Here is a 21,681-nt window from a genome sequence, read left to right as displayed (position 1 = left end):
CTGGGGGCCTTCGCCTTTCGGTGTCACTCCCCGATGGAGAACCCCGCCTCGAGCTCCGCGGACGAATACGACTTGAACGCGATGTGGGTGTCGGTGCGCAGCACCCCCGGCGTCTTGTTGATCCGCCCGGTCACCACCTCCGCGATCTGCTCGTGGTCGCGCACGCGCACCACGGCGATCAGATCCACGTCCCCCGCGCACGAATACACCTCGGCCACGCCCTCGAGATCGGCCAGCGCCTGCGCGGTCTCGGGGATGCGGGCGGCCTCGGCGTGGATCAACACGATCGCGGTAATCATGGGTGAGAGTCTATGGCGGCGGGCGTGTCCGCACGGGCCGCGGCTTCGGCGCGGCGTACCCAGGCCAGCCACGGGCCCGCGCCCAATCGAGGTTCGTGATAGCCGTCGGTGGTGCGGACGATGCGGGTGCCGGGCTGGTCGAGCCAGCGGATGACGACGGCGGTCTCCTCGGGGGAGGCCCCGCGCAGCGGCGGCGGTGGTTGCGGCGGGACGACGGTCTCGGCGGCGGCGACGAGCTTGTCCACCACGGCCATCGGGGCGACGCCGCGTACGGCGGTCCCCGCCGCGGCGAGCCGCCCGTAGCGGACGACCGCGAACTCCCATCCGCCCGCGCCGTCGGAGCGGGCCGCGACGAATTCGGCGATGCGCGCCAGGGCCGCGAGGCGCTGGGTGCGGCGCAGCGCCCGCACGACGGTCACCATGCGGTCGCGCTGGCGGGCCGCGGCCTCGAAATTCTGTGCCGCCGCCAGGGTTTCGACGCGCTCGCGCATGGCGCGCAGGGGCGTGTCGTCGCGGCCCGCGAACAGCTCGCGCACGGCGTGCGGGGCGGGAGCGTAGCCGTCGGCGTCCAGCAGCGTGCCCGACGCGCCCGCCGGACAACCGCCGACCGCCGCGGGCGGGCAGTCCGCGCCGTGCCGCCCGGTGCGCGGGATGCGGCCGCCGCAGGTGCGCAGGCCGCAGTATTCGGCCACGATCGCGCCCACCTCGGCCGCGTCGGCGCGGGAGTTGAAGGGGCCCAGCGCGTCCGGGGTGGGGGTGCGGCTGACGGCGAAGCGGGGGAACGCCTCGTCGGTGAGGGTCAGCCACCACGCGCGCTTGGGGAATTTCGAGCGGCGGTTGTAGGGCGGGGTGTGCGCGACCAGCAGCCGCAGCTCCCGCACGCCCGCCTCCAGGCCGTGCGCGCAGGGTACGTGCTCGACGCGGGTCGCCAGGGCCACCATTTCCCGCATGCGCGGGCGGGTTTCGGAGCCGGTGAAGTAATTACGCACGCGGCGGCGGAGATTCACGGCCGTCCCGATGTAGAGGACCTCGTCGGCGGGTCCGCGGAACAGGTAGACGCCGGGGCCGGTGGGCAGGTCGGCGGCGAGGAAGCGTTTGGCGCGCTGGCGGCGGGTCACCTCGGGCAGGTAGTCGAGCAGCTCGGTGAGGCTGTGCACGCCCTGATTGCCGACCCGTTCGATGAGCGCGTGCAGCACGTCGACGGTCGCGCGGGCGTCGTCGAGGGCGCGGTGGGTGGGGATGGTCCGGGCGCCGAGCAGCCGGGCCAGCGCCGAGAGCCGCACGGTCGGGGTCTCGTCGCGGGGGAGGATGCGCCGGGCCAGCTGGACGGTGCACACGACTTGGAATGTGGGCCAGGCGATCTCGCAGCGGGCCGCGGCGGCCTTGAGGAACCCGGTATCGAAGCGAGCGTTGTGCGCGACGAGCACCGCGCCGGAGGCGAATTCGACGAAGCCGGGCAGCACGGCCTCGATCCGCGGCGCGTCGCGGACCATCGCGGTGGTGATGCCGGTGATCTGCACGACCTGCGGCGGAATGGGACAGCCCGGGTCCACGAGGGTGGCGAATTCGCCGAGCACCTCGCCGCCGCGCACCTTCACCGCGCCGATCTCGGTTATCGCGTCCGCGTCGGGGCTGCCACCTGTGGTTTCGAGGTCGACCACGACGAAAGTGATGTCGTGGAGCGGGGTGTCGAGCTCGTCGAAGGCCAGCTGGGCCGCCGCGGTGTGGGGCACGGCGAGCAGCGTAGGGCGGGGGTCCGACAAGTAGCGGGCGTGGCGGCAGCGGGCTCGGAGGGGTGCGAAACGGACTCGTGTGGCGAGGGTCACATTGATGTGGATTACGAATCAATACCGGACCGGTCGCGGGCGGCGGCGGTGCGGTGGGGGCAGCCCTACCGAGAGGGTGGTGAGATCACGAGCAGATCAAGACTGATCGGTCGCTTCCCCAGTTGAACACTCTCGGCTACGTGCTGGTTTCCCATTTGTCACACCGCTAAACCCATGCGGCGCAAGCCTGCTGGACAGGGCTCGGGGTGGGCGGACGCGTCTGCTCAGGACGGGTTTGTTATCGGTTCGTGATTGGTGTGACATTTATCGCAAACCCTGGGCATAACAATCCCTGAACAAACCCTGTGCGCGGCCTCGGCGCTTTACAGCCCCCCGTTATGTCTTCGTAACCTTTTCGAGACCTCACGGAGTCCGACGCACCACCGGGTGCGGCGTCGTGGGGCAGACGAGGAGTACCGCATCATGGCGATCAAGCGACAGACGCTGGGGCTGCATCGCAACGCCCACCTGGCGTCCGCGGTGGCCGTCGGAGCTGCCACCCTCAGCGCTTTGCTGCTGCCCGCCGCGCCCGCTTCGGCGGCACCCGTCACCGTTCCGGGTGTCGGGACCGTCGACGTGCCGGATCAGATTCTGGGCCAGATCCCGCCGGGGATCGCGCTGCCCCCCGGCTTCGAGATCCCGGGCTTCAACCCGCCCGCGATCGCGCCGGAGCAGACCGTCGGTCAGCGCGCGGTCGACGCCGCGATGACCAAGCTCGGCGCGCCCTACGTCTACGGCGCCAGCGGCCCCAACGCCTTCGACTGCTCGGGCCTGGTGAAGTGGTCCTACGAGCAGGCCGGCCTGGAACTGCCGCGCACCAGCTACGACCAGTTGGCCGCCGGAACGCCGGTCTCGCTGGACGACCTCCAGCCGGGTGACGTGGTGTCGTTCTACGGCGGCAGCCACTCCGGGCTCTACGTGGGCGACGGCAATGTCATCCACGCCTCGACCGCCGGTAAGCCGGTGGCCATCGCGTCCATGTCGACCATGCCGGTCGCGGGCGCGCGGCGCTACTGAGATTCGGGCATACGGGACGGCGGGTCGTGATCATTCCGTGCCCTGCTGGACACGGACACTCGCCGTTCCGTAACCTGATCGAGACCTTGAGGCATCGGCTCGGAATATCGGCTCGGAACGGGGCACGGCAGGCAGTGGCAGCGCAACGTCGCAACGACAGAACTCGACGCCTGATGGGTGGTTCCCTGGCGGTGGGCGTGTTGATGTTCGGCATCCCCGACGGGGGCGCGACCGCTGATCCGGCCTCCCCGAGCAGTGCGAGCGACGCGGTGCAGAGGCTGGTCGACCTGTCCCGGCAGTCCGAACAACTCAACGAGCAGGCGCTGACCGCCCAGCAGGACCTCGACGCCAAACAGGCCGTCTCCCGCGACGCGGACGCGAAACTCGCGGGCGCCACCCAGGTCGTCGACGCGGCGCAGGCCGAGGTGCACAAGTATCAGCCCGCCGTCGACCGCACCGCGATCGCGGCGTATCAAGGGGCGCGGACCAATCGGCTGTTCTCGGTGCTGGTGAGCGATTCGCCGCAGCAGCTGCTCGATCAGATCTCCACCCTCGACGTGCTGTCCACCCAGACCCAGGACCAGCTCGCGCAGTACAAGAAGGCCACCGACGCGGCCACCGCGGCGCAGACCACCGCCAAGACCGCGGCGGACGCGGCCCGCGACGCCTCGGCCAAGGCCGAGCAGATCCGCGCGGAACTGGAACGCAAGCGGGCCGATCTGCAAGGGGCCATCGCCCAGGTCATCCAGGCGTGGGGCACGCTGTCGGCGGGGGACAAGGCGTCGCTGGCGGGGACGTTGTTCCCGCCCGGATTCGATCGCGAGTCCCTGTTGCGCGGGCTGGTGCCCGGCAGCGGGACCAGCGCCCTCGCGGCGGGGCTGACCCGCGTGGGCGATCCGTATGTGTGGGGGGCGACCGGGCCGGATCAGTTCGACTGTTCGGGCCTGGTGCAGTGGGCGTTTCACCAGGTCGGCATCGACGTGCCGCGCACGAGTCAGGCGCAGTCGCGAGTCGGCACGCCCGTCGACAAGAACAACCTCCAGCCCGGAGATGTGGTCTTCTTCTACTCCGACGCATCGCATGTGGGAATCTATGCGGGCAATGGCATGATCCTGCACGCCTCGACCTTCGGTGTCCCGGTCCAGGTGGCCCCCATGGGCTCGACTCCGTACCACTCGGCGCGTCGCTATTGGATGGGTATGCCGTAACTCGACCGAGGTGAGGATGAACGCGCTGGAGCGGGTCCGTACTTGGTTGACGGCACGGCGGCGGTTCGAATTCGTCGCCACCGTCGCCACGGTGATCGCCTTGACGGCCATCACCGGAGCACTGGTGTTGATTCCGAAGTCGGCGTTGCCGAAGGCGCGGCCCGAGGCGGCGGTCGCGCAGTACTCGGCCCCGGCCAGTTCGCTGGATCCGCAGGTGGGGGAGGTGCGGCGGATCATGGAGTCGTTCGGTCCCGTTGTCACCCAACATGTTTCGGGGGAGGAGGGGCAGCTGTCGGTGGTGTTCGGGCATCCGTATCAGCGCGGGGACGTGGACACCCTCGCGCGCGAGATCGGCCCGGCCGTCGACACGGTGACGCGGTTGTGGGGCGCGGACTGGCCCCGGGCCGCGGTCGTCGCGGTCGCCTCCTCGACCGCCGAATTCGCGGCGTTGACCCATGCGACCGGGCCGGTGTCCACCGAGGTCGCGGCGGCGTCGGTCTCGGACTCGTTCCTGCCCGGCAGCCGCCCGACCGGGCAGCGGGTGGTCTTCGCCGCCGACGCCGGCCGCCGCCTGGGCGCCGAGGGGTTGCGAGACACGTTGCGCCACGAGCTGACTCATATCGCCGCCCGCGCCCAGACCGCGGACGGTTCGCCGCAGTGGGTGCTCGAGGGCTTCGCCGAATACTGCGCCCACCGCGACGAGCAACTGTCCCTGAACCAGCTCGCCCCCACCCTCACCGCCCGTGCCCACTCCGGCGACCTGCCCGCCGACCTCCCGGCCGATCCCGCCTTCACCCCGACCGCCACCAACAACGCCGCCCTCGCCTACGAACAGGCTTGGTCCGCCAACGCTTTCATCGCCACCCAGTACGGCGAGCCCACCCTCGTCGCCCTCTACCACGACCTGGCCACCGGCCCCCAGACCCCGGCCACCGTCGACGCCGCCCTCCGCCGCACCCTCGACCTCGACCGCGCCACATTCCTCGCCCGTTGGCGAGACTGGTTGCGGGCCCACATTTCGTGAGGGGAGGGCGGGCGAGGGAACGGGCAGGGCGGCAATAGACTTCGGCGCATGGCGCGCACCCTGCTGGTTACCAATGATTTTCCGCCGCGGCCCGGGGGCATCCAGTCGTATCTGCACGCGTTGGCGGAGCGGATGCCGGGGGACGAGTTGGTGGTGTACGCGCCGCGGTGGCGGGGGGACAGCCATCTGCGGTTCGACGCGGAGCAGAAGTTCCAGGTGGTGCGGCATCCCACGACACTGATGCTGCCGACCCCGCTGGTGGCGCGGCGCGCGGCGAAGCTGGTGCGCGACGAGCGGTGCGACACCGTGTGGTTCGGGGCGGCGGCGCCGCTGGCGTTGATGTCGCCGCTGCTGCGGCGGGCGGGGGCGGCGCGGATCGTCGCGAGCACGCACGGGCACGAGGTGGGGTGGTCGATGCTGCCCGTCGCGCGACAGGCGTTGCGCGCCATCGGCAATCACACCGATGTGGTGACCTACGTCAGCAAGTACACCCGGCGGCGGTTCTCGGCGGCGTTCGGGCCGCGCGCGGGACTCGAGTATCTGCCCCCGGGGGTCGACACCGACGTGTTCCGGCCCGATCCGGCGGCGCGCGCGGAACTGCGGGCCCGCTACGGGCTGGGCGAGCGCCCGACCGTGCTGTGCCTGTCGCGGCTGGTGCCGCGCAAGGGACAGGACATGTTGCTCATGGCCATGCTCGCGATCCGCAAGCGGGTCGACGGCGCGGTCCTGGTCATCGCGGGCGGCGGGCCCTACGAGGAGAAGCTGCGCGGCCTGGCCACCGCCCTCGACCTCGACAAGGACGTGGTCTTCACCGGCCGCGTCCCGGCCGCCGAACTGGCCGCCCACCACACCCTCGCCGACGTGTTCGCCATGCCGTGCCGCACCCGCGGCGCGGGCCTGGACGTCGAGGGCCTGGGCATCGTGTTCCTCGAGGCGTCCGCGACGGGAGTTCCGGTGGTAGCCGGCAACTCCGGCGGCGCGCCCGAGACCGTGGTGGAGGGTCGCACCGGCACCGTCGTGGACGGCCGCTCGGTCCCGCAGATCACCGACGCCCTCGTCACCCTGCTGTCGGATCCCGACACCGCCGCGGGTATGGGCGCGACGGGCCGGGAATGGGTGAGCGAGCACTGGCGCTGGGACGTGCTCGCCGCGCGGATGCGCGAACTCCTGGACGGGACTGTGCCATCGAGCGGCGGCCACCGCTCGAGTTAGGCTCTGCGGCATGAGCGTGCGGAAGGCCACATCATGACTTCGATCCAGGTCGCCGATCAGACCTTCGTCGCCGCGCCGGGCGCCGAGGTCGCGCCGGTGCTGGGCGATCGCGACGCCTGGCGGCGCTGGTGGCCCGATCTCACGCTCTCGGTCCGGGAGGACCGCGCCGACAAGGGAATTCGCTGGACCGTCGACGGAGCGCTGACCGGCACGATGGAGGTGTGGCTGGAACCGTGCCTGGATGGAGTGATCATGCACTACTTCCTGCACGCCGAACCGCTTGCCGCCGCGAACCTCTCACCGCGCGCCCTCGCGGCCGCCAACCGCGCCCGCCGCGTCGCCGGGAGGAAGATGTCGTTCGAGGTCAAGGCGCGCCTCGAGGCCGGGCGACCGGCGGGCGTCACCCCCGTGCCCGTGCCCTGACCCCGGCGGAGGTCGCGCCGGAAACCGTTGTCCCGCAGCCGGAAAGGAACCGCCCCCAGTCATGGCCGATCGGACCCAGAGGTCGATCATCGTCGACGCCCCGTCGGATCGGGTGATGGCCGTCATCGCCGATCTGGAGTCGTACCCGGAATGGGTCGCGGCCGCGCGGTCGGTCGAGGTGCTCGACAAATTCCCCGACGGCCGGGCCAAGACGGCGCGGTTCGTGCTGGACGCGGGCGTCGTCAAGGACACCTATGTGCTGTCCTACACCTGGCGGCCCGACGGTAAGGCGGTGAGCTGGCAACTGGTCAGCGGCGATCTGCAGAAGGCGCAGGACGGCAGCTACGAACTGATCGACCAGCCCGACGAGACCACCCAGGTGATCTACGAACTCACCGTGGACCTGACGATCCCCATGATCGGCATGTTCAAGCGCAAGGCGGAGAAGGTCATCACCGACACCGCGCTCAAGGAACTCAAGAAACGGGTCGAAGGCTGACGCGTCTGGAGCTGTTCATAGGCAAGGGCGGGGTGGGCAAGACGACCCTGGCCTGTGCGACGGCGATGTCCTACTCCCGGGCGGGGCGCCGCGTGCTGCTCGCGTCGGTGGACCAGGCCCACTCGCTCGGCGACGCGCTCGGTGTCCACTTCCCGCACGAGCCCGGCACCGTCCCCGGAATCGCCACGGTCGCAACGAATCTCGACGTCATCGAGATCGATTCGCTGGCGCTGCTGGAGGATCGGTTCCGCGAGGTCGTGCGCGTCCTCGGCGGCGCGGGACACGAGCACGGCATCGATCTGGCCGCGCTCGACCCGGCCGAGCTGACCGGACTGCCCGGCGTGCAGGAACTGTTGATGCTCACCGAGATCGCCGGATTCGCCGACGGGCGCGGCTGGGACGTCCTCGTCGTGGACTGCCCGCCCTCGGCCGATATGCTGCGCATCGTCACCGCGCCCGAGACCCTGCTGGGTTATCTCGATCGCGTCTGGCCGCCGCACGCCCGCGCGCTCAGCGTCGCCGGACCGGATCTGCGCCGCGCGGTGCTGGCCACCACCGTCGAGCGGATCGTCGGCGCGGTCCGCGCGGTGCGCGATCTGCTGGCCGACCCCGAACGCACCGCCGCGCATCTGGTCACGGCCGCCGAACGCGTCGCGGTCGCCGAATCCGCGCGGGTGCGTTCGGCCGCGGCGCTGCTCGGGCTGCGGCTGCGCGATGTCATGGTGAACAAGGTGCTGCCCGCGGTGCCCGACGGGGACAGCGGACATCCGGCCGTGCGCTGGTATCTCGACCGCCGCGCCGAACAACTCGACGTGCTCGCCGATCTGCGCCGCCGCCTGCCCGACGTGCCGATCGTGGTCGTGCCGCACTCCGGACCCGAACCCGTGGGCTCCGCCGCGCTGGCCGCCCTCGCCGGGCTGGTCGATTCGCGCGGGAACCGGGTAGTACCGGACGCAGACCCTATGCTTGGCGATGCGCCGAGCGTACGGCTGGAATCGGGTTCGGGTCTGCATTCGGTGTACGCCCTGCGGATGCGGCTGCCCGTGGTCGACCCGGCGACGCTGCGACTGGGACGAGTGGAGGACGATTTGATCGTGGGAGCGGACGGGATTCGGCGGCGGCTGCCGCTGGCGCCGGTATTGCGGCGATGCACGGTCGACGGCGCCGAACTCGACGGTGAGCAGCTCGTCGTGCGCTTCCGCCCCGATCCCGAGGTCTGGCCCCGATGACCACCACCGATCAGCACCGGCACGAGGATCAGTTCGCGGAGTTCGCCGAGGAGATGCGGCTGCTCGCCGAGGCCGTGCTGGAACGGGTCGAACCGGTGTTGCGCGCCGCGTCCGCCGAGGGCCGCACCGAATGGGACAGTTGCAGTTGGTGTCCGGTGTGCGCGGTTGCGGCGCTGGTGCGCGGGGAGCATCACGATGTCGTGGCCGCGCTCGCCGAACACGGCACCGCCGTCGTCACCGTGTTGCGCGAGGCGCTGGCCGGGGTGCCGGTCGAGCCGATGATGCCGGAACCGCCTGAGCCGCAGGGTGATTCGCGTGGCGATTCGGATTCCCCGGGCCGTGCGGCGGCCGCCGAGGCATTCGCCGACGAGGCGTCCGCGGTCGACGCCGGGACGCCGGGCGAGGGCGCGGCGGGTCGCAGGCCGTCGTTCGGCGCGACCCTGTTGGCGGCCTTCGCCGGACGGGCGCAGGCCGCCGCGCGCGGAAACGACTCGCCGACAGGCGAATCCGAGCCGCGGACCGAGGGCCGGTCGGGGTACGTCCCGATTCCCGTGCAGATCAAGCGATGACGTCGCGGGTCGGCCGGGAGGCGCCGCTGACGGTCGGAATCGACGTGGGCGGCACCAATATTCGCGCGTCGGTCGTGGACGGGTCGGGCGAGGTGCTCGACACCGTGCAGGCGCCCACGCCGCAGTCCGAGCAGGCGCTCGAGGACGGACTCGAGCGGGCGGTGCGGGAGCTGCGCACCCGGCACCGCATCGACGCGGTCGGACTGGCCGTGGCCGGATTCGTCGACGAGACCCGTACCAAGGTGCGCTTCGCCCCGCATCTGCCCTGGGAGGACGCGCCCGTCGCGCATCGCCTGGGCGAGCGGCTGGGACTGCCGGTGATCCTCGAACACGACGCCAACGCCGCGATGTGGGCCGAGTACCGATTCGGTGCGGCCGCCGGGGCGCACAACGGCGTCCTGGTCGCGATCGGCACCGGGATCGGCGCGGCGCTGTTGGTGGGCGGCGAGCTGTACCGCGGAAGTTACGGGGTGGCACCGGAATTGGGCCATCTCCAGGTCGTCCCGAACGGCCGCGCCTGCCCGTGCGGGAAACGCGGCTGCTGGGAAAGGTATTGCAGCGGAACGGCACTGGCCGATTCGGCGGTCGAGGCGCTGGCCATCGATCCGATGCGCTCGACCATCCTCGCCCGCGAGGCGTTCCGCGATCCGGGTTCGCTGACCGGTCGCCGGGTGGCGGGCGCGGCGCAGGACGGCGATCCGGTCGCCCTGCGGGTGCTGGCCGACTTCGCCCGCTGGCTCGGGCTGGGCCTGGCCTTCGTGAGCGATATCTTCGATCCGGATCTGATCGTGATCGCCGGGGGCGTGAGTTCCTCGGCGGCGTTGTTCCTCGACGAGGCGCGCGAGCACTACGCGGCCTCGATCACCGGCGCCCGGCATCGGCCGCTGGCCCGCATCCGGACCACCCAGCTGGGTGAGGCGGCCGGGATGGTCGGCGCGGCGGAACTGGCCCGAGCGGCGTTGGCGCCGGAGCGATCCGACGGCCGCCGCGGCAAGGGGACGGCGAGCCGCCGCACCGGGAGCGGGTCGGCGCGGGCGAGCGCGCGACGGTGAACAATGTGGCCGAGACCTCGTATGTGAAGCCGATGCGCGATTGGTCACGATCCGAGACCGGCGGTAGAGTCGAAACATACGGTGGTGCCCGCGCAACGAGGCCGGTCCCGGGGTTTTGCGCACAGGGGAAAGGACGCGATGTTCTACTGGCTGTTGAAGTTCGTGTTTGTCGGACCATTCATCCATCTGATCAATCGACCGAAGGTCGAAGGGGTGGAGAACATTCCGAGCGACGGGCCAGCCATACTCGCCGGCAATCATTTGTCGTTCACCGACTGGCTGTTCACTCCGTTGCTGAGTCCGCGCCGTATCACCTATCTGGCCAAGGCCGAGTACTTCACCTCCCCCGGGCTGAAGGGTCGGCTACAGAAGTTCTTCTTCTCCGGCACCGGCCAGTACCCGATCGACCGCAGCGGCGCCTCGGCGGCCGAGGACGCACTCGAGACCGCGCGCAAGCTGCTGACCGAGGGCCGTCTCGTCGGGCTCTACCCCGAGGGCACGCGTTCGCCCGACGGCCGCCTCTACAAGGGCAAGACGGGCGTCGCCCGGCTGGCGCTCGAGACCGGCGTCCCGGTCATCCCCGTCGCGCTCATCGGCACCTACGACGTCTGCCCGCCCGGCCCGTTCCGCTGGCGTCCGGCCCGCGTCACCGTGAAATTCGGTAAGCCCATCGACTTCTCGCGCTACGAGGGCATGGGCGGCAACCGTTTCGTCGAGCGCGCGGTCACCGACGAGATCATGTACGAGCTCATGCGGATGTCGGGCCAGGAGTACGTCGACGTCTACGCCGCCAGCCTGAAGAAGGCCGTTCCCGCCGGTACTCGCCCCGACGCCGACCGGATCCCGGAGTCGGCCACCGCCTAGGGGCAGTTGGGCCGCCGCCTAGGCCCCAGTCGGCCACCGCCCAGGGATGTCTCGGCCCTCATATGCGGGGCCTGCCTCGGCTCAGGACGCCTGCCGCCGGAACGCCTCGATCGCCTCGAACTTGGCGAGGTTGTGGCGGGCGTCGGCGAGCGCGTCGTGGGCGTCGGCCGGTACGGGCGGCAGCGGCGGTCGTCCGGACATCTCCCAGTGCTGCCGCAATTCGTTGGTGTAGCGGGGCATCGCCGCGGGCAGGTCCACCATCGATCCCCACAGCTGGCACAGGGCCACGTGATCGTAGGCACCCACCCACGCCCACAACTCCGGTTCCACACTCACCCGCGGCACGAGAAACCGATACAGCTCGTCCCGAATTTGGCCGCGGCTGCGCCACAGCGGCGACGCGGGCGAGGGCAGCTTCGGCAACACGTTGCGCCGCACCCACGGCCCCGCCCGCCCGGCGTCGAATTCCGTTGAGACCGCGTAATATTCGCGCCCGTCCTCACAGACCACGCCGATCGAGATCAGATCGATCGTCTTGCCGTCCTCGACGAATTCGCAGTCGTAAAAGTATCGAAGCGCGATCGGTCCACTCCTCGTGCGCGGTCGGATCGGTGCGCGGGGCACCGCGGCGGTCGAGGGCGAGCCTACGGACCCGCGACAGCCCCCCGAGACACCGCCCTCGCCTCCGAGTGTCGCGTCATGCGGCGAGGTCATTATTCTGAACTGGTGAACTGGACCGTCGACGTACCGATCGATCGCTTGCCGGAACTGCCTCCGTTGCCCGCCGAGCTGCGTCGGCGTCTGGACGACGCCCTGTCCCGTCCGGCGTTGCAGCAGCCCTCGTGGGACGCCGAACTGGCGGGGAAGATGCGGACGGTGCTGGAGAGCGTGCCGCCGATCTGTGTGCCCGCCGAGGTGGAGGAGCTGCGGGAGCGGCTGGCCGAGGTGGCGCGGGGGGAGGCGTTCCTGATCCAGGGCGGGGACTGCGCGGAGACCTTCGCCGACAACACCGAGCCCCACATCCGCGGCAACATCCGCACGCTGTTGCAGATGGCGGTCGTGCTGACCTACGGCGCGAGCCTGCCGGTGGTGAAGGTGGCCCGGATCGCGGGCCAGTACGCCAAGCCGCGCTCGGCCGACACCGACGCGCTGGGGCTGAAGTCCTACCGCGGTGACATGATCAACTCGATCGTCGCGGATGCCGCTGTGCGCGAACACGATCCGTCGCGGCTGGTCCGCGCCTACGCCAACGCCAGCGCGGCGATGAATCTGGTGCGCGCGCTGACCGGTGCGGGCATGGCCGATCTGCACAAGGTGCACGACTGGAACCGCGACTTCGTCGCCCAGTCCCCGGCCGGGGCCCGCTACGAGCAGATGGCCGAGGAGATCGACCGCGGCCTGCGATTCATGACCGCCTGCCGGGTGCAGGACCCGAGCCTGCAGGCCGCCAAGATCTACGCCAGTCACGAGGCGCTGGTCCTCGACTACGAGCGGGCCATGCTGCGGCTGTCGGAGAACGCCGCGGGCGATCCGGTGCTCTACGATCTGTCGGCGCACTTCCTCTGGATCGGCGAGCGCACCCGCCAGCTCGACGGCGCGCACATCGCCCTCGCCGAACTGCTGGCCAATCCGATCGGCCTCAAGATCGGCCCGTCCACCACCCCGGAACTCGCGGTCGAGTACGTCGAGCGGCTCGACCCCAACAACGAGCCGGGCCGGTTGACCCTCGTCGCGCGCATGGGCAACAACAAGGTTCGCGACGTGCTGCCCCCGATCGTGGAGAAGGTGCAGGCCACCGGCCATCAGGTCATCTGGCAGTGCGACCCCATGCACGGCAACACCCACGAATCCTCCACCGGCTACAAGACCCGCCACTTCGACCGCATCGTCGACGAGGTGCAGGGCTTCTTCGAGGTGCATCACGCGCTGGGCACCCACCCGGGCGGCCTGCACATCGAGCTCACCGGCGAGAACGTCACCGAATGCCTCGGCGGCGCGCAGGACATCTCCGATCTCGACCTGGAGAACCGCTACGAGACCGCCTGCGATCCGCGCCTGAACACCCAGCAGTCGCTGGAACTGGCCTTCCTCGTCGCCGAGATGCTGCGGTGACGGACGCGGAGGTGCACGTCGTCTTCCGTGGCCCCGGACCGTTGCGCGTCGAACCGGCCGATCGCACGATTCTGCGTTTGCTGCGAGATCGCGACCGTGACGGTATGCCGTCGGAGGTGGTGTTGCGCGACGGCAGCCGGTTGCTGATCTTCAACATCTCCTGGGGATATCACCCCACCGCGTTCTGCGCGCAGGTGACGACGAATATCAGCCCGGCCGTGGGCGGTGCGACCGTCGAGGTGTTCAGCACGGACGCGGTGGTCGCGATCAACGATCCGGAGACGGGCGCCCCGCTGCTCGCGGTCGCGTGACGCCTCGGTTAATTGTTTGCTGAAAAGTTGCTAAGCATGGCCTGCTGAACTAGTTTCGGCTGTGTTCCGTTTTGTCGGGGACGAACGGATTACGCGGGAACGGGTTCAGGAGGCGGGATGAAGAAGACGACCAGGCTCGGGGCAGCGCGGGTGGCCCCCGACCGCGAGGTGACGCCGCTGGCGTCCTACGAGTTCGAACGCGACGGCGTGCCCGTCTCGGTCGTCATCGAACGACCGCAGGTCGACGTCGCCGGAATCGCCTGGCGCTGCCGGATACGGGTGTTGCGCGGGCTCGCCCGCACCGAGCAGTCCCAGGTCGTCGGCGGCAGCTCGCAGTCGGTGCTACAGCAGGCGCTCGACCTCGTCACGTCCCGGTTGGGGATCAGCGAGGCCGAGTTGCTGGCCGGCGCGAACGTGGGCCTCGGGGGAGTCAGAACGGCAGCACCGTCAGCGTGACGGTCGCGCCGGGTTCGACCTGCGACCCGGCGAACGGGGTCTGCACGCGCACGGTGCCGCGGTCGGTACTGAAGACGTTGTTCAACACCACCTTCAAACCCATGCCCTCGAGCTGGGCGCGGGCGGACGCGGCGGTCATCCCGGTCACGTCGGGGATCTCGATCGCGTCGGAGACGATCAGCGCGACGGTCTGACCCGACAGCGCGCTCTGGTTGGCGGCCGGATCGGTGCCGATCACCTGGCCGGACTTGATCTTCGGATCGAATTCGCCGCGGGTGTCGCCCACCACCAGGCCGACCTTCTGCAGGGCCGCGCGGGCCTCGTCCACGGTCTTGCCGCGCACGTCGGGCACCTTGATCGGCTGGGAACCCTTGCTGCGCACCACCTTCACCGAGGCGTTGGTGGGCAGGACCGTGCCGGGGGCCGGATCCAGTTGCGCCACAGAGCCTTTGGGCGCGGTGTCGGCGATCTCGCCGCCGTCGACGGGCCGCAGTCCGGCGTCGCGGATGGCCTGTTCGACGGTCTTGACGTCCTGCCCCGGCTGGAACTGCGGCACCTGCGGTTTGCCGCTGGAGATCAGGATCGCGACCGTCGAACCCTTCAGCGCGCGGGTGCCCGCCGCCGGATCGGTGCCGACCACGCCCCCGACGGGAATGATGTCGGAGGCGCGGTTGCGGACCGTGGTGGCGAATCCGGCGTCCTGCAACGCCGTGGTGGCCTTGGCGGTGTCCAGGCCCGCGATGGGCGGCACCGCCGAATAGCGCGCCACGCCGAGCCACCAGCCGCCGATGCCGAGCAGCAGGGCCAGCGCGACCACGATGCCGGTCCAGATGAGCACGCGCACACGGGAATTGCCGCGCCTGTCGCCGTAGCCGGTGCGCGGCGGCGGGGGCGGGGGTTCGGCGAGGGCGGTGTGGCCGCCGGTGACCGGCAGGTGCTGGTGGGCGGTCATCATCCGGGTGGGCTGCGGTGTGGGCGGGCGCTGTTCGGGGATCTTCACGGTCGCGTCGTCGGGCACCGGGCGCGGGGTGGGGGCCGGGGCGGCGACGACGCGATGGCGGGCCGACTGGTGTTCGGCCGACTCCTTCGGCGCGGGCACGCGGTAGTCGGGCAGCCGCAGGGCGGTGGCGATGCGGCGCAGTTCGGCGGCCATCTCGTCGGCGTCGGCGAAGCGGTGCGCGGGTTCGCGCGCGGTGGCGCGGGCGACCAGCTCGTCGAACTCCGGCGGCACCCCGGCGATGAAGCGGCTCGGGGCGGGGACATCCTTCTCGACCCGCTGATAGGCGATGGACAGCGAGTTGTCGCCGGTGAAAGGCGTTCTGCCGGTGAGCATTTCGAAGATCAGGACGCCGAAGGAGTAGACGTCGCTGCGCTCGTCGGCGGTGCCGTCGGTGACCTGTTCGGGGGACAGGTAGTGGGCGGTGCCGAGGATCACGCTCGCCGAGGTCATATTCGAGCCCGCGACCGCGCGGACCAGGCCGAAATCGGCGATCTTGACCTCGCCGGAATCGGAGATGAGCACGTTCTCGGGTTTGATGTCGCGATGGATCAGCCCGGCGCGGTGCGCCACGCCGATCGCCTTCAGCACCGGTTCGGCGACCGCGCGCACGGCGTGCGGGGGCATCGGGCCGCGTTCGCGCAGCAGCTCGCGCAGGGTGCCGCCCTCGACCAGTTCCATGATCAGGAACGGGTATTCGCCGTCGATGCCCTGGTCGTAGACCGCGACCAGCGACGGGTGTTTGAGTTTGGCGACCGAGCGGGCCTCGAATTCGAATCGGGTCAGAAATTGCGGATCTCCCGCGAATTTCGGATCCATCACCTTGATGGCGACCGGCCGGTCCAGCCGGGTGTCCACCCCCCGAAACACCATCGACATGCCGCCACGCGCGATCGGTGCGTCGATGCGGTAGCGCCCGTCGAGCATCTGGCCGATCAACTGATGTCCTCCGACTTTCACAAAGCTCTCACCTCTCGCTTCGGCCGCGACAAGCGAACGCCGTCCCGGTGACGGCTCACCCGATGGTATAGGCGGATACGGCCAGGGTGTCTCACGACGGGCCCGGCGCCACCTACTACCGTTGTCGGGGTGAGCGCATTTCCATGCAGCGACGATGTTCTTCCGGAATCGGTGACCCTGCTGCCGCTACCGGACGTGGCCGACCAACTCGGCATCCCGGTGACCAAGGTCCATCAGATGCTGCGCGACCACCAGATCCTCGCGGTCCGCCGCCAGGGCATCCCCGGCATCCCCACGGAGTTCTTCGATCCCACCGGCGCCGTCGCCAAACACCTCACCGGCCTGATCACCGTCATGCGCGACGCCAAATACACCGACGAGGAAATCCTCGAGTGGATCTACACCCCTGACGACACCCTCCCCGGCCGCCCGATCGACGCCATCCACGGCCCCTTGGCCCGCGAGGTCCTCCGCCGCGCGGCCGCGGACCCGTTCTGACCCCTCGCTTCGCTCGGGGACAGGAGAGGAGCTCGGGGAAGCCCCTACCTGTTCCCCGTCGTCACGGCCCCCAGGCCGGGACGACGGGGATCGGCCGCGAATTCCCTTGCGGCGACCCATAGTCGGCGGTGGTTGGGGACGACGGCTCGGTGGGTGAAGACGGTGTAGTCGGAGCGTTCGATCTCGTCGAGGATTTCGGCGTAGAGGGCGGACGCGGTGCGGATGGCGGGGCGGACTCGGGGGTGGAGGAGGTCGATGCCGGGGAGGGCGGCGCGGTAGAGGTCGCGGGTGAGGGCGATGAAGTGGGACAGGGCGCGGCGGACTCGGGGGTCGGTGCGGCCGGTGCGGCGGCAGTGGGTGAGGAGGGCGGGGTCGACGCCGAAGGCGGTCCAGTCGTCGGCGGGGAGGTAGACGCGGTCGCGGTCGAGGTCTTCGGCGATGTCGCGGAGGAAGTTGGTGAGCTGGAAGGCTTCCCCGAGGGCGGCGGCGGGGGGTTCGGCCTCGGCGAGGGGGACGGTCGTGCCGAGGACGGGGAGGAGTTGCAGGCCGATGGCGGCGGCCGAACCGCGCATGTACCCGCGGAGGTCGGCCATGGTGGGGTAGCGGTTGCGGAACAGTGGGGAACCGGGGACGTCCATGCGCATCGAGTCGAGGAACACGCGAAAGTGGCCGGGCGCGATGCCGTATCGCAGGATCGTGTCCGTCACCGCGAACAGCACGGGCTCACCCGGATCGCCGGGATCGCCCGCGTCGAGCCGGTCCAGTAACCGCCGCTCGATCCGATCCAGTTGCGCCGCAGCGTCTTTCGCGCCGCCGTCGACGATGTCGTCCACCTCGCGGGCGAAGGCGTACAGCGCGTGCACGGCCCGCCGCCGCTCGGGGGACAGCAGCCGGGCCGCCAGGAAGTAGGTGCGCCCGTGCGCGGCCGCGATCCGCTCGCAGTGCCGATAGGCCGCGAGCGCACCGGTTTCGGTCACCGCCCGGATTTCTCGGCCCGCAGCCGCAGCGGGTCCACGGTGCGCAGCGACAGCGCCGCCACCACCGCGACGAACGTGGCCGCCGCGACGTGCCAGAAGTTGTAGAGCCCGATCGACCCGTCCGGCTGGAACACCAGCATCAGCCAGGTACACAACCCGACCAGCACCATGAGCGTCGGCGTGGACAGCGCGAAACCCGCCGCCAGCGCCAGCGGCCACGAGTAGTACCAGGGCAGCGCCGCGGGCGAGAGGATCACGATCGCCACGAACGCGATGAGAATGCCCAGCACCGCCTGCCGCTCGGTGTGCTTGAACCGCCACCACGTCCACGCCAGGATCGCCACCAGCGCGACCGCGCACAGCATCCGGGTGATCGGCAGCACGGTCTCGAACCGCAACGGCGACAGCCACGTCACCACGTACCCCAGCACGGTCGGCAGCGACAGCCAGTTGATGATCTTCTTCGAGCCCGACAGCGCGGTCAGCCAGCCGATGCCCACCCCCGCGGTCGCCGAGGCCACCGCGAACACGACGGCGAACACCGCCACCCCGAGCCCGCCGATCTTGACGAACGTCCGGATCGGATGCGGCAGGGGACCCTCGTTCTCGGCGGCCCGCCGCTCGCGTTCGTGAATCATCCAGATCCACACCAGGAACGGCAGCGCCACGCCCGCGGTCGCCTTGATGGCCACGCCGATCGCGATCACCACGATCCCGGCCACGTGCCGATGCTCGAGCACCAGCGCGATGCCCGCCGCCATCAGCCCGACCATCAGCATCTCGTTGTGCACGCCGCCGATGAGGTGGATCAGCACCAGCGGGTTGAGCACCGCCAGCCACAGCGCGACCGTCGGCTTACCGCCGAGGTGTTTGGTCAGGTGCGGGATCGCCCACATCATCAGCGCCAGGCCCGGCAGCATGACCAGCCGCATGGCGATCGTCCCGGCCACCACGTTGTCGCGGGTGACCATCGTGATCGCGCGGCCCAGCAGCAGGAAGATCGGCCCGTAGGGCGCGGTGGTGTCGAGCCAGACCCGGCTCACGTTGTCCAGCAGCACGCCCGAATGCAACCCCTGCACCGGACTGACCCGATAGGGGTCGTAGCCGTCGCGCAGCAGCGAGCCCTGCGCCAGATACGAGTAGACGTCCTGGCTGAACATCGGCACCGCGAACAACAGCGGGAAGATCCAGATGCCCACGATCGCCCGCAACTCGTTGAGCGTCACGGTGCCCGCGTGCCCGCCGGTGCCGATCGTGATGCGCCCCAAGCGGACCCATGCCACGATCATCGCCAGCACGCCCAGCCACACCACGATGGTCGCCAGCGCGTACCCGTGCCCGAACCGCAGCCAGGACAGGTGCACCTGTTCCAGCAGCGGGTCGTTACGCCGGACCGCGCCCGCGCCGAGCCCGCCGAAGGTGATGCCCAGCGCGCCCCAGAAACCGAGCAGCGCGGCGTGTCCCTCGGGACTGCGCAGGAAGTCCCCGGTGCGCGTCCACCAGGTGGGGGTGTGGGCCATCGGCGTGGCGCCGAGCGACTCGGGGGTCACCATCGGGGCCGCGGTGGCGGTATCCGTCTCGGGGGTCGGCATAGGTCGTCGTTTTCCCCCCGGACAGTCGGTGCGGTCGAGACCGCGGTTGGTAGGTCGCCGGACAGTTTAGTAGTCCGCCGAGGACATCAGCGCGCCGGTTCGCCCGGGGAGCGTTCCGGTGGGCCGCGGGTCGCCCGTGATGCGCTGGGCGGCCAGCTTTCCCGACAGCAGCGTAGTCGGTACACCGACTCCCGGCGTGGTGCCACAACCCGCCAGGACGACATTGGTGGCGGTGCGCGGCAGATTGCGGGTGCGGAAGGGGCCGGTCTGGCGGAACAGATGCGCCGCCGAGAACGGTGTCCCCGCCATCATGCCCCGGTCCCGCCAGGTGTGCGGCGTGTCGAGGTGGTCGACGGCGAAATGGTCGGCGATGCCCTGATATCCGCGCGCCTCGAGCGTCGCCAGCAGCTCGCGCAGATAGGCCGGGCCGAGCCGATCCCAATCCAGCGGCGCCGCATCGAGATTCGGGCACGGCGCCAGCACCGACAGCGGTTCGTGCGCGCCGGTGGGCCGTTCGATCAGCAGGCCGGGATCGGTGAGCGCGGGGCGGGTGAGCAGCAGCGACGGATCGCTCATGAGCCGCCCGTGCCGGATCATCTCGGTGAACGTGCGATCCCACGCCGCGCCGAAGTCGATGGTGTGGTGCGCGGACCCCGGCCAGACGGCGGCCACGTCGGCGGGGATCGTGCCGTGCGCCACGACCGCCGACGGCGAGGCGCGCAGGCGGCGCGGCGCGAGGCCGAAGCGCGCGAGCGAGCCGAGGTCGGCGGTGAGGACCACCGCGTCGCAGTCGAAGCTCCGCCCGTCCGCGCAGCGCACCCGCCGCGCCCGGCCGTCGGCGTAGTCGAGGCCCGCCGCCTCGACGCCCAGCTCCAGCCGCCCGCCCGCGGCGACGAATGCACGGGCCAGCGCGGCCGTGACGGCCCGCATCCCGCCCTCGGGGAAGTACACCCCCAGCGTGGTGTCCATGTGCGCGATCGACCCGTACACCGACAGCGCCTCGGCCGGGGCGAGCCCGGCGAACAGCGCCTGGAACGAGTACAGCCGGGCCAGCCGCGGATCGCCGAGGGCGCGGTGCACGCGCGGGCCGAGGCGGCCGAACGCGCCCAGCCGCACCAGTTCCGCGAGGGCCGCGCGCTTGTCGGGCAGGCGGACCAGATCCAGGGGTGAATCGAAGTTGGTGTCCATGAAGTGCGGATAGGCGGCCGAATAGAGGCGCGCGAGCCAATCCCGCAGCGCCGCATGACGATTCACCTCGGCCGCCCCGCACGCGCGGGCCACCTCCGCGGCCATCCGGTCGGCCTCGGCGAACACCTCGATATGCGACCCGTCGGCGAAGCGGGCGTGGTAGGCCGGGGCGAGCCGGTGGATGCGCAGCCCCGCGGCACGCGTGCCGGACCCGACCGCGGCCAGCGCCTCGTCCACCAGGTTCGGCAGCGTGAGAATCGTCGCGCCGCAATCGATCTCGTAGTCCGGGCCGCGATAGAACCCGACCCGCCCGCCCGGATGATCGGCCCGCTCCAGCACGGTGACGGTCCGGCCCGCGCCGGTCAGATACAGCGCGGCCGACAGCCCCGACAGTCCGGCCCCGACGACGATCACCCGATCCGTCGGTCCCGCAACGGATTTCATCTGTTCGCGGACTCCCGGATCAGGAGACGCGCTTGGTCGCCGACACCGCCATGGCGTGCAGGCGGCGCTTGGCCTCGGGAGTGGCCGAACTGCGCTCGAGCGCGTCCAGGCCGCGATCGGTGAGATCCTCGATCCGGCGCTCCACCTCGTCGACCGCGCCGAGATCGGTGATCATCGCGCGCAGGCCCGTCACCTCCTCGGCGGTCAGCTCGGTGCCGAGGCAGTCGCGCAGCAGTTTGGCCGCGGTCGGGTCGGTGGCGTCGGCGCGGCGCAGCGCCTCGGCGATCAGGACCGTGCGCTTGCCCTCGCGCAGGTCGTCGCCGGAGGGTTTGCCGGTGACCTCGGGATCGCCGAACACGCCCAGCAGATCGTCGCGCAGCTGGAAGGCGATGCCGATGTCGGTGCCGAACTCGCGGTAGGCGGCGATCAGCCCGGCGTCGGCGTCGGCCAGCGCCGCGCCCAGGTGCAGCGGCCGTTCGATGGTGTAGGCGGCGGTCTTGTAGCGGTTGATCCGCAGCGCGGCCGCCACCGAATCGTCGGCGCCCGCCTCCCCGTGGATGTCGAGCAGCTGCCCGCCCAGCACCTCGGTGCGCATGGCCGCCCACACCGGGGCGAGGCGGGCGAAGGCCGCCGGATCGAGCCCGGCCGCGGCGATCATGTCGTCGGCCCAGGCCAGCGCGAGATCACCGACGAGGATGCCGACGCTGATGCCGAAATGCGCCGGGTCGCCGCCCCATTCGCGGTCGCGGTGGCGACGCTCGAAATCGACGTGCACGGTGGGGAATCCGCGCCGGGTGCGGGAGGAGTCGATGATGTCGTCGTGGATGAGCGCGCACGCCTGCACCAGCTCGAGCGCGGCGCACGCGCGCAGCACGGCCGGGGCGGCGGGCCCGGTCGGGGGCCGACGCGTTGCGACTGCGGCTG

22 protein-coding genes are annotated in these 21,681 nt (G+C 70.7%); 14 read left to right on the top strand and 8 right to left on the bottom strand.

The features are described 5' to 3' along the window. Positions 1–23 precede the first annotated feature (23 nt). Both ACWDSJ_RS29365 and ACWDSJ_RS29360 read right to left on the bottom strand, forming a co-directional pair. Positions 24–299, bottom strand: coding sequence for an Lrp/AsnC family transcriptional regulator (locus ACWDSJ_RS29365; RefSeq protein WP_387361585.1), 276 nt, complete (start codon positions 297–299; stop codon positions 24–26). Continuing rightward, the gene (locus tag ACWDSJ_RS29360) at positions 296–2,032 is read right to left on the bottom strand and encodes a DEDD exonuclease domain-containing protein (protein WP_450035733.1); all 1,737 of its coding nucleotides are present in this window, start codon (positions 2,030–2,032) and stop codon (positions 296–298) included. The genes ACWDSJ_RS29365 and ACWDSJ_RS29360 overlap by 4 nt, the downstream gene beginning before the upstream one ends. A 516-nt stretch (positions 2,033–2,548) precedes the next feature. Between ACWDSJ_RS29360 and ACWDSJ_RS29355 the strand changes: the two genes are divergently transcribed. The 10 genes from ACWDSJ_RS29355 to ACWDSJ_RS29310 all read left to right on the top strand — a co-directional run bounded on the left by ACWDSJ_RS29355 (position 2,549) and on the right by ACWDSJ_RS29310 (position 11,222). After that, the gene (locus ACWDSJ_RS29355; RefSeq protein WP_450035731.1) at positions 2,549–3,142 is read left to right on the top strand and encodes a C40 family peptidase; all 594 of its coding nucleotides are present in this window, start codon (positions 2,549–2,551) and stop codon (positions 3,140–3,142) included. Positions 3,143–3,315: 173 nt separating this feature from the next. After that, positions 3,316–4,350: an NlpC/P60 family protein gene (locus tag ACWDSJ_RS29350; protein ID WP_450035729.1), complete on the top strand. Its 1,035-nt coding sequence runs from the start codon at positions 3,316–3,318 to the stop codon at positions 4,348–4,350. A 16-nt stretch (positions 4,351–4,366) separates the two neighbouring features. Beyond that, positions 4,367–5,374 (top strand): hypothetical protein, encoded by a 1,008-nt coding sequence (locus ACWDSJ_RS29345; RefSeq protein WP_450035727.1) that lies wholly within the window; start codon positions 4,367–4,369, stop codon positions 5,372–5,374. A gap of 48 nt (positions 5,375–5,422) precedes the next feature. Then, the gene (locus tag ACWDSJ_RS29340; protein ID WP_450035726.1) at positions 5,423–6,586 is read left to right on the top strand and encodes a glycosyltransferase family 4 protein; all 1,164 of its coding nucleotides are present in this window, start codon (positions 5,423–5,425) and stop codon (positions 6,584–6,586) included. A 33-nt stretch (positions 6,587–6,619) separates the two neighbouring features. After that, positions 6,620–7,009 carry a polyketide cyclase / dehydrase and lipid transport gene (locus ACWDSJ_RS29335; protein WP_450035724.1) on the top strand — a complete coding sequence of 130 codons (390 nt, stop codon included), beginning with the start codon at positions 6,620–6,622 and terminating at the stop codon, positions 7,007–7,009. Between the two features lie 61 nt (positions 7,010–7,070). Then, positions 7,071–7,508 (top strand): SRPBCC family protein, encoded by a 438-nt coding sequence (locus ACWDSJ_RS29330; RefSeq protein WP_450035723.1) that lies wholly within the window; start codon positions 7,071–7,073, stop codon positions 7,506–7,508. Next, positions 7,505–8,737 (top strand): ArsA family ATPase, encoded by a 1,233-nt coding sequence (locus ACWDSJ_RS29325; RefSeq protein WP_450035848.1) that lies wholly within the window; start codon positions 7,505–7,507, stop codon positions 8,735–8,737. Before ACWDSJ_RS29330 ends, ACWDSJ_RS29325 begins: the two co-directional genes overlap by 4 nt. Next, complete coding sequence (locus ACWDSJ_RS29320; protein ID WP_450035722.1) at positions 8,734–9,306, top strand: hypothetical protein; 573 nt, start codon at positions 8,734–8,736, stop codon at positions 9,304–9,306. The genes ACWDSJ_RS29325 and ACWDSJ_RS29320 overlap by 4 nt, the downstream gene beginning before the upstream one ends. Next, complete coding sequence (locus tag ACWDSJ_RS29315) at positions 9,303–10,358, top strand: ROK family protein (RefSeq protein ID WP_450035721.1); 1,056 nt, start codon at positions 9,303–9,305, stop codon at positions 10,356–10,358. Before ACWDSJ_RS29320 ends, ACWDSJ_RS29315 begins: the two co-directional genes overlap by 4 nt. A 138-nt stretch (positions 10,359–10,496) precedes the next feature. After that, positions 10,497–11,222, top strand: a complete 726-nt coding sequence (locus ACWDSJ_RS29310; protein ID WP_387362278.1) for a lysophospholipid acyltransferase family protein — start codon at positions 10,497–10,499, stop codon at positions 11,220–11,222. An 81-nt stretch (positions 11,223–11,303) separates the two neighbouring features. Here the strand turns inward: ACWDSJ_RS29310 and ACWDSJ_RS29305 are convergent, their stop codons facing one another. Continuing rightward, positions 11,304–11,846: a polyadenylate-specific 3'-exoribonuclease AS gene (locus ACWDSJ_RS29305; protein ID WP_450035719.1), complete on the bottom strand. Its 543-nt coding sequence runs from the start codon at positions 11,844–11,846 to the stop codon at positions 11,304–11,306. Positions 11,847–11,948: 102 nt separating this feature from the next. Between ACWDSJ_RS29305 and ACWDSJ_RS29300 the strand changes: the two genes are divergently transcribed. The 3 genes from ACWDSJ_RS29300 (at position 11,949) to ACWDSJ_RS29290 (ending at position 14,101) form a co-directional block, all read left to right on the top strand. After that, positions 11,949–13,334, top strand: coding sequence for a class II 3-deoxy-7-phosphoheptulonate synthase (locus tag ACWDSJ_RS29300; RefSeq protein WP_387361605.1), 1,386 nt, complete (start codon positions 11,949–11,951; stop codon positions 13,332–13,334). Continuing rightward, complete coding sequence (locus tag ACWDSJ_RS29295; protein ID WP_387361606.1) at positions 13,331–13,645, top strand: hypothetical protein; 315 nt, start codon at positions 13,331–13,333, stop codon at positions 13,643–13,645. The genes ACWDSJ_RS29300 and ACWDSJ_RS29295 overlap by 4 nt, the downstream gene beginning before the upstream one ends. Before the next feature lie 117 nt (positions 13,646–13,762). Next, positions 13,763–14,101: a hypothetical protein gene (locus tag ACWDSJ_RS29290; protein ID WP_450035718.1), complete on the top strand. Its 339-nt coding sequence runs from the start codon at positions 13,763–13,765 to the stop codon at positions 14,099–14,101. On the opposite strand, the gene pknB is transcribed toward ACWDSJ_RS29290, so the two are convergent. Then, on the bottom strand, positions 14,076–16,025 hold the full coding sequence (gene pknB, locus ACWDSJ_RS29285; RefSeq protein WP_450035846.1) for a Stk1 family PASTA domain-containing Ser/Thr kinase: 1,950 nt from the start codon (positions 16,023–16,025) through the stop codon (positions 14,076–14,078). The genes ACWDSJ_RS29290 and pknB overlap by 26 nt on opposite strands. Positions 16,026–16,187: 162 nt before the next feature. On the opposite strand from pknB, the gene ACWDSJ_RS29280 reads away from it, so the two are divergent. Next, complete coding sequence (locus ACWDSJ_RS29280) at positions 16,188–16,556, top strand: Rv2175c family DNA-binding protein (protein ID WP_387361610.1); 369 nt, start codon at positions 16,188–16,190, stop codon at positions 16,554–16,556. Positions 16,557–16,600: 44 nt separating this feature from the next. Here ACWDSJ_RS29280 and ACWDSJ_RS29275 read toward each other — a convergent pair whose 3' ends face one another. The 4 genes from ACWDSJ_RS29275 to ACWDSJ_RS29260 form a co-directional block, all read right to left on the bottom strand. Next, entirely contained in the window at positions 16,601–17,533 is a 933-nt protein-coding gene (locus ACWDSJ_RS29275) for a phytoene/squalene synthase family protein (RefSeq protein ID WP_450035717.1), read from the bottom strand. Then, a complete protein-coding gene (locus tag ACWDSJ_RS29270; protein WP_387361614.1) occupies positions 17,530–19,125 on the bottom strand; it encodes an alpha-(1->6)-mannopyranosyltransferase A in 1,596 nt (531 codons plus the stop codon). Before ACWDSJ_RS29270 ends, ACWDSJ_RS29275 begins: the two co-directional genes overlap by 4 nt. A gap of 66 nt (positions 19,126–19,191) precedes the next feature. Next, complete coding sequence (gene crtI / locus ACWDSJ_RS29265; RefSeq protein WP_450035716.1) at positions 19,192–20,757, bottom strand: phytoene desaturase family protein; 1,566 nt, start codon at positions 20,755–20,757, stop codon at positions 19,192–19,194. Positions 20,758–20,776: 19 nt separating this feature from the next. Continuing rightward, on the bottom strand, positions 20,777–21,681 hold a 905-nt coding region (locus ACWDSJ_RS29260; RefSeq protein ID WP_450035714.1), incomplete at its 5' end, for a polyprenyl synthetase family protein.

The sequence above is a fragment of the Nocardia sp. NPDC003482 genome (genome assembly GCF_053588115.1).
Note: the sequence above shows the minus strand (reverse complement) of the source record. Positions and strands in the feature narration are given on the sequence as shown.

Coding starts and splice junctions, on each gene's coding strand:
- ACWDSJ_RS29330 (WP_450035723.1), top strand. CDS start 7,071: ATGGCCGATCGGACCCAGAGGTCGATCATCGTCGACGCCCCGTCGGAT.
- ACWDSJ_RS29350 (WP_450035729.1), top strand. CDS start 3,316: ATGGGTGGTTCCCTGGCGGTGGGCGTGTTGATGTTCGGCATCCCCGAC.
- ACWDSJ_RS29355 (WP_450035731.1), top strand. CDS start 2,549: ATGGCGATCAAGCGACAGACGCTGGGGCTGCATCGCAACGCCCACCTG.
- ACWDSJ_RS29290 (WP_450035718.1), top strand. CDS start 13,763: ATGAAGAAGACGACCAGGCTCGGGGCAGCGCGGGTGGCCCCCGACCGC.
- ACWDSJ_RS29315 (WP_450035721.1), top strand. CDS start 9,303: ATGACGTCGCGGGTCGGCCGGGAGGCGCCGCTGACGGTCGGAATCGAC.
- ACWDSJ_RS29320 (WP_450035722.1), top strand. CDS start 8,734: ATGACCACCACCGATCAGCACCGGCACGAGGATCAGTTCGCGGAGTTC.
- crtI (WP_450035716.1), bottom strand. CDS start 20,757: ATGAAATCCGTTGCGGGACCGACGGATCGGGTGATCGTCGTCGGGGCC.
- ACWDSJ_RS29365 (WP_387361585.1), bottom strand. CDS start 299: ATGATTACCGCGATCGTGTTGATCCACGCCGAGGCCGCCCGCATCCCC.
- ACWDSJ_RS29340 (WP_450035726.1), top strand. CDS start 5,423: ATGGCGCGCACCCTGCTGGTTACCAATGATTTTCCGCCGCGGCCCGGG.
- ACWDSJ_RS29310 (WP_387362278.1), top strand. CDS start 10,497: ATGTTCTACTGGCTGTTGAAGTTCGTGTTTGTCGGACCATTCATCCAT.
- ACWDSJ_RS29345 (WP_450035727.1), top strand. CDS start 4,367: ATGAACGCGCTGGAGCGGGTCCGTACTTGGTTGACGGCACGGCGGCGG.
- pknB (WP_450035846.1), bottom strand. CDS start 16,025: ATGCTCGACGGGCGCTACCGCATCGACGCACCGATCGCGCGTGGCGGC.
- ACWDSJ_RS29270 (WP_387361614.1), bottom strand. CDS start 19,125: ATGCCGACCCCCGAGACGGATACCGCCACCGCGGCCCCGATGGTGACC.
- ACWDSJ_RS29335 (WP_450035724.1), top strand. CDS start 6,620: ATGACTTCGATCCAGGTCGCCGATCAGACCTTCGTCGCCGCGCCGGGC.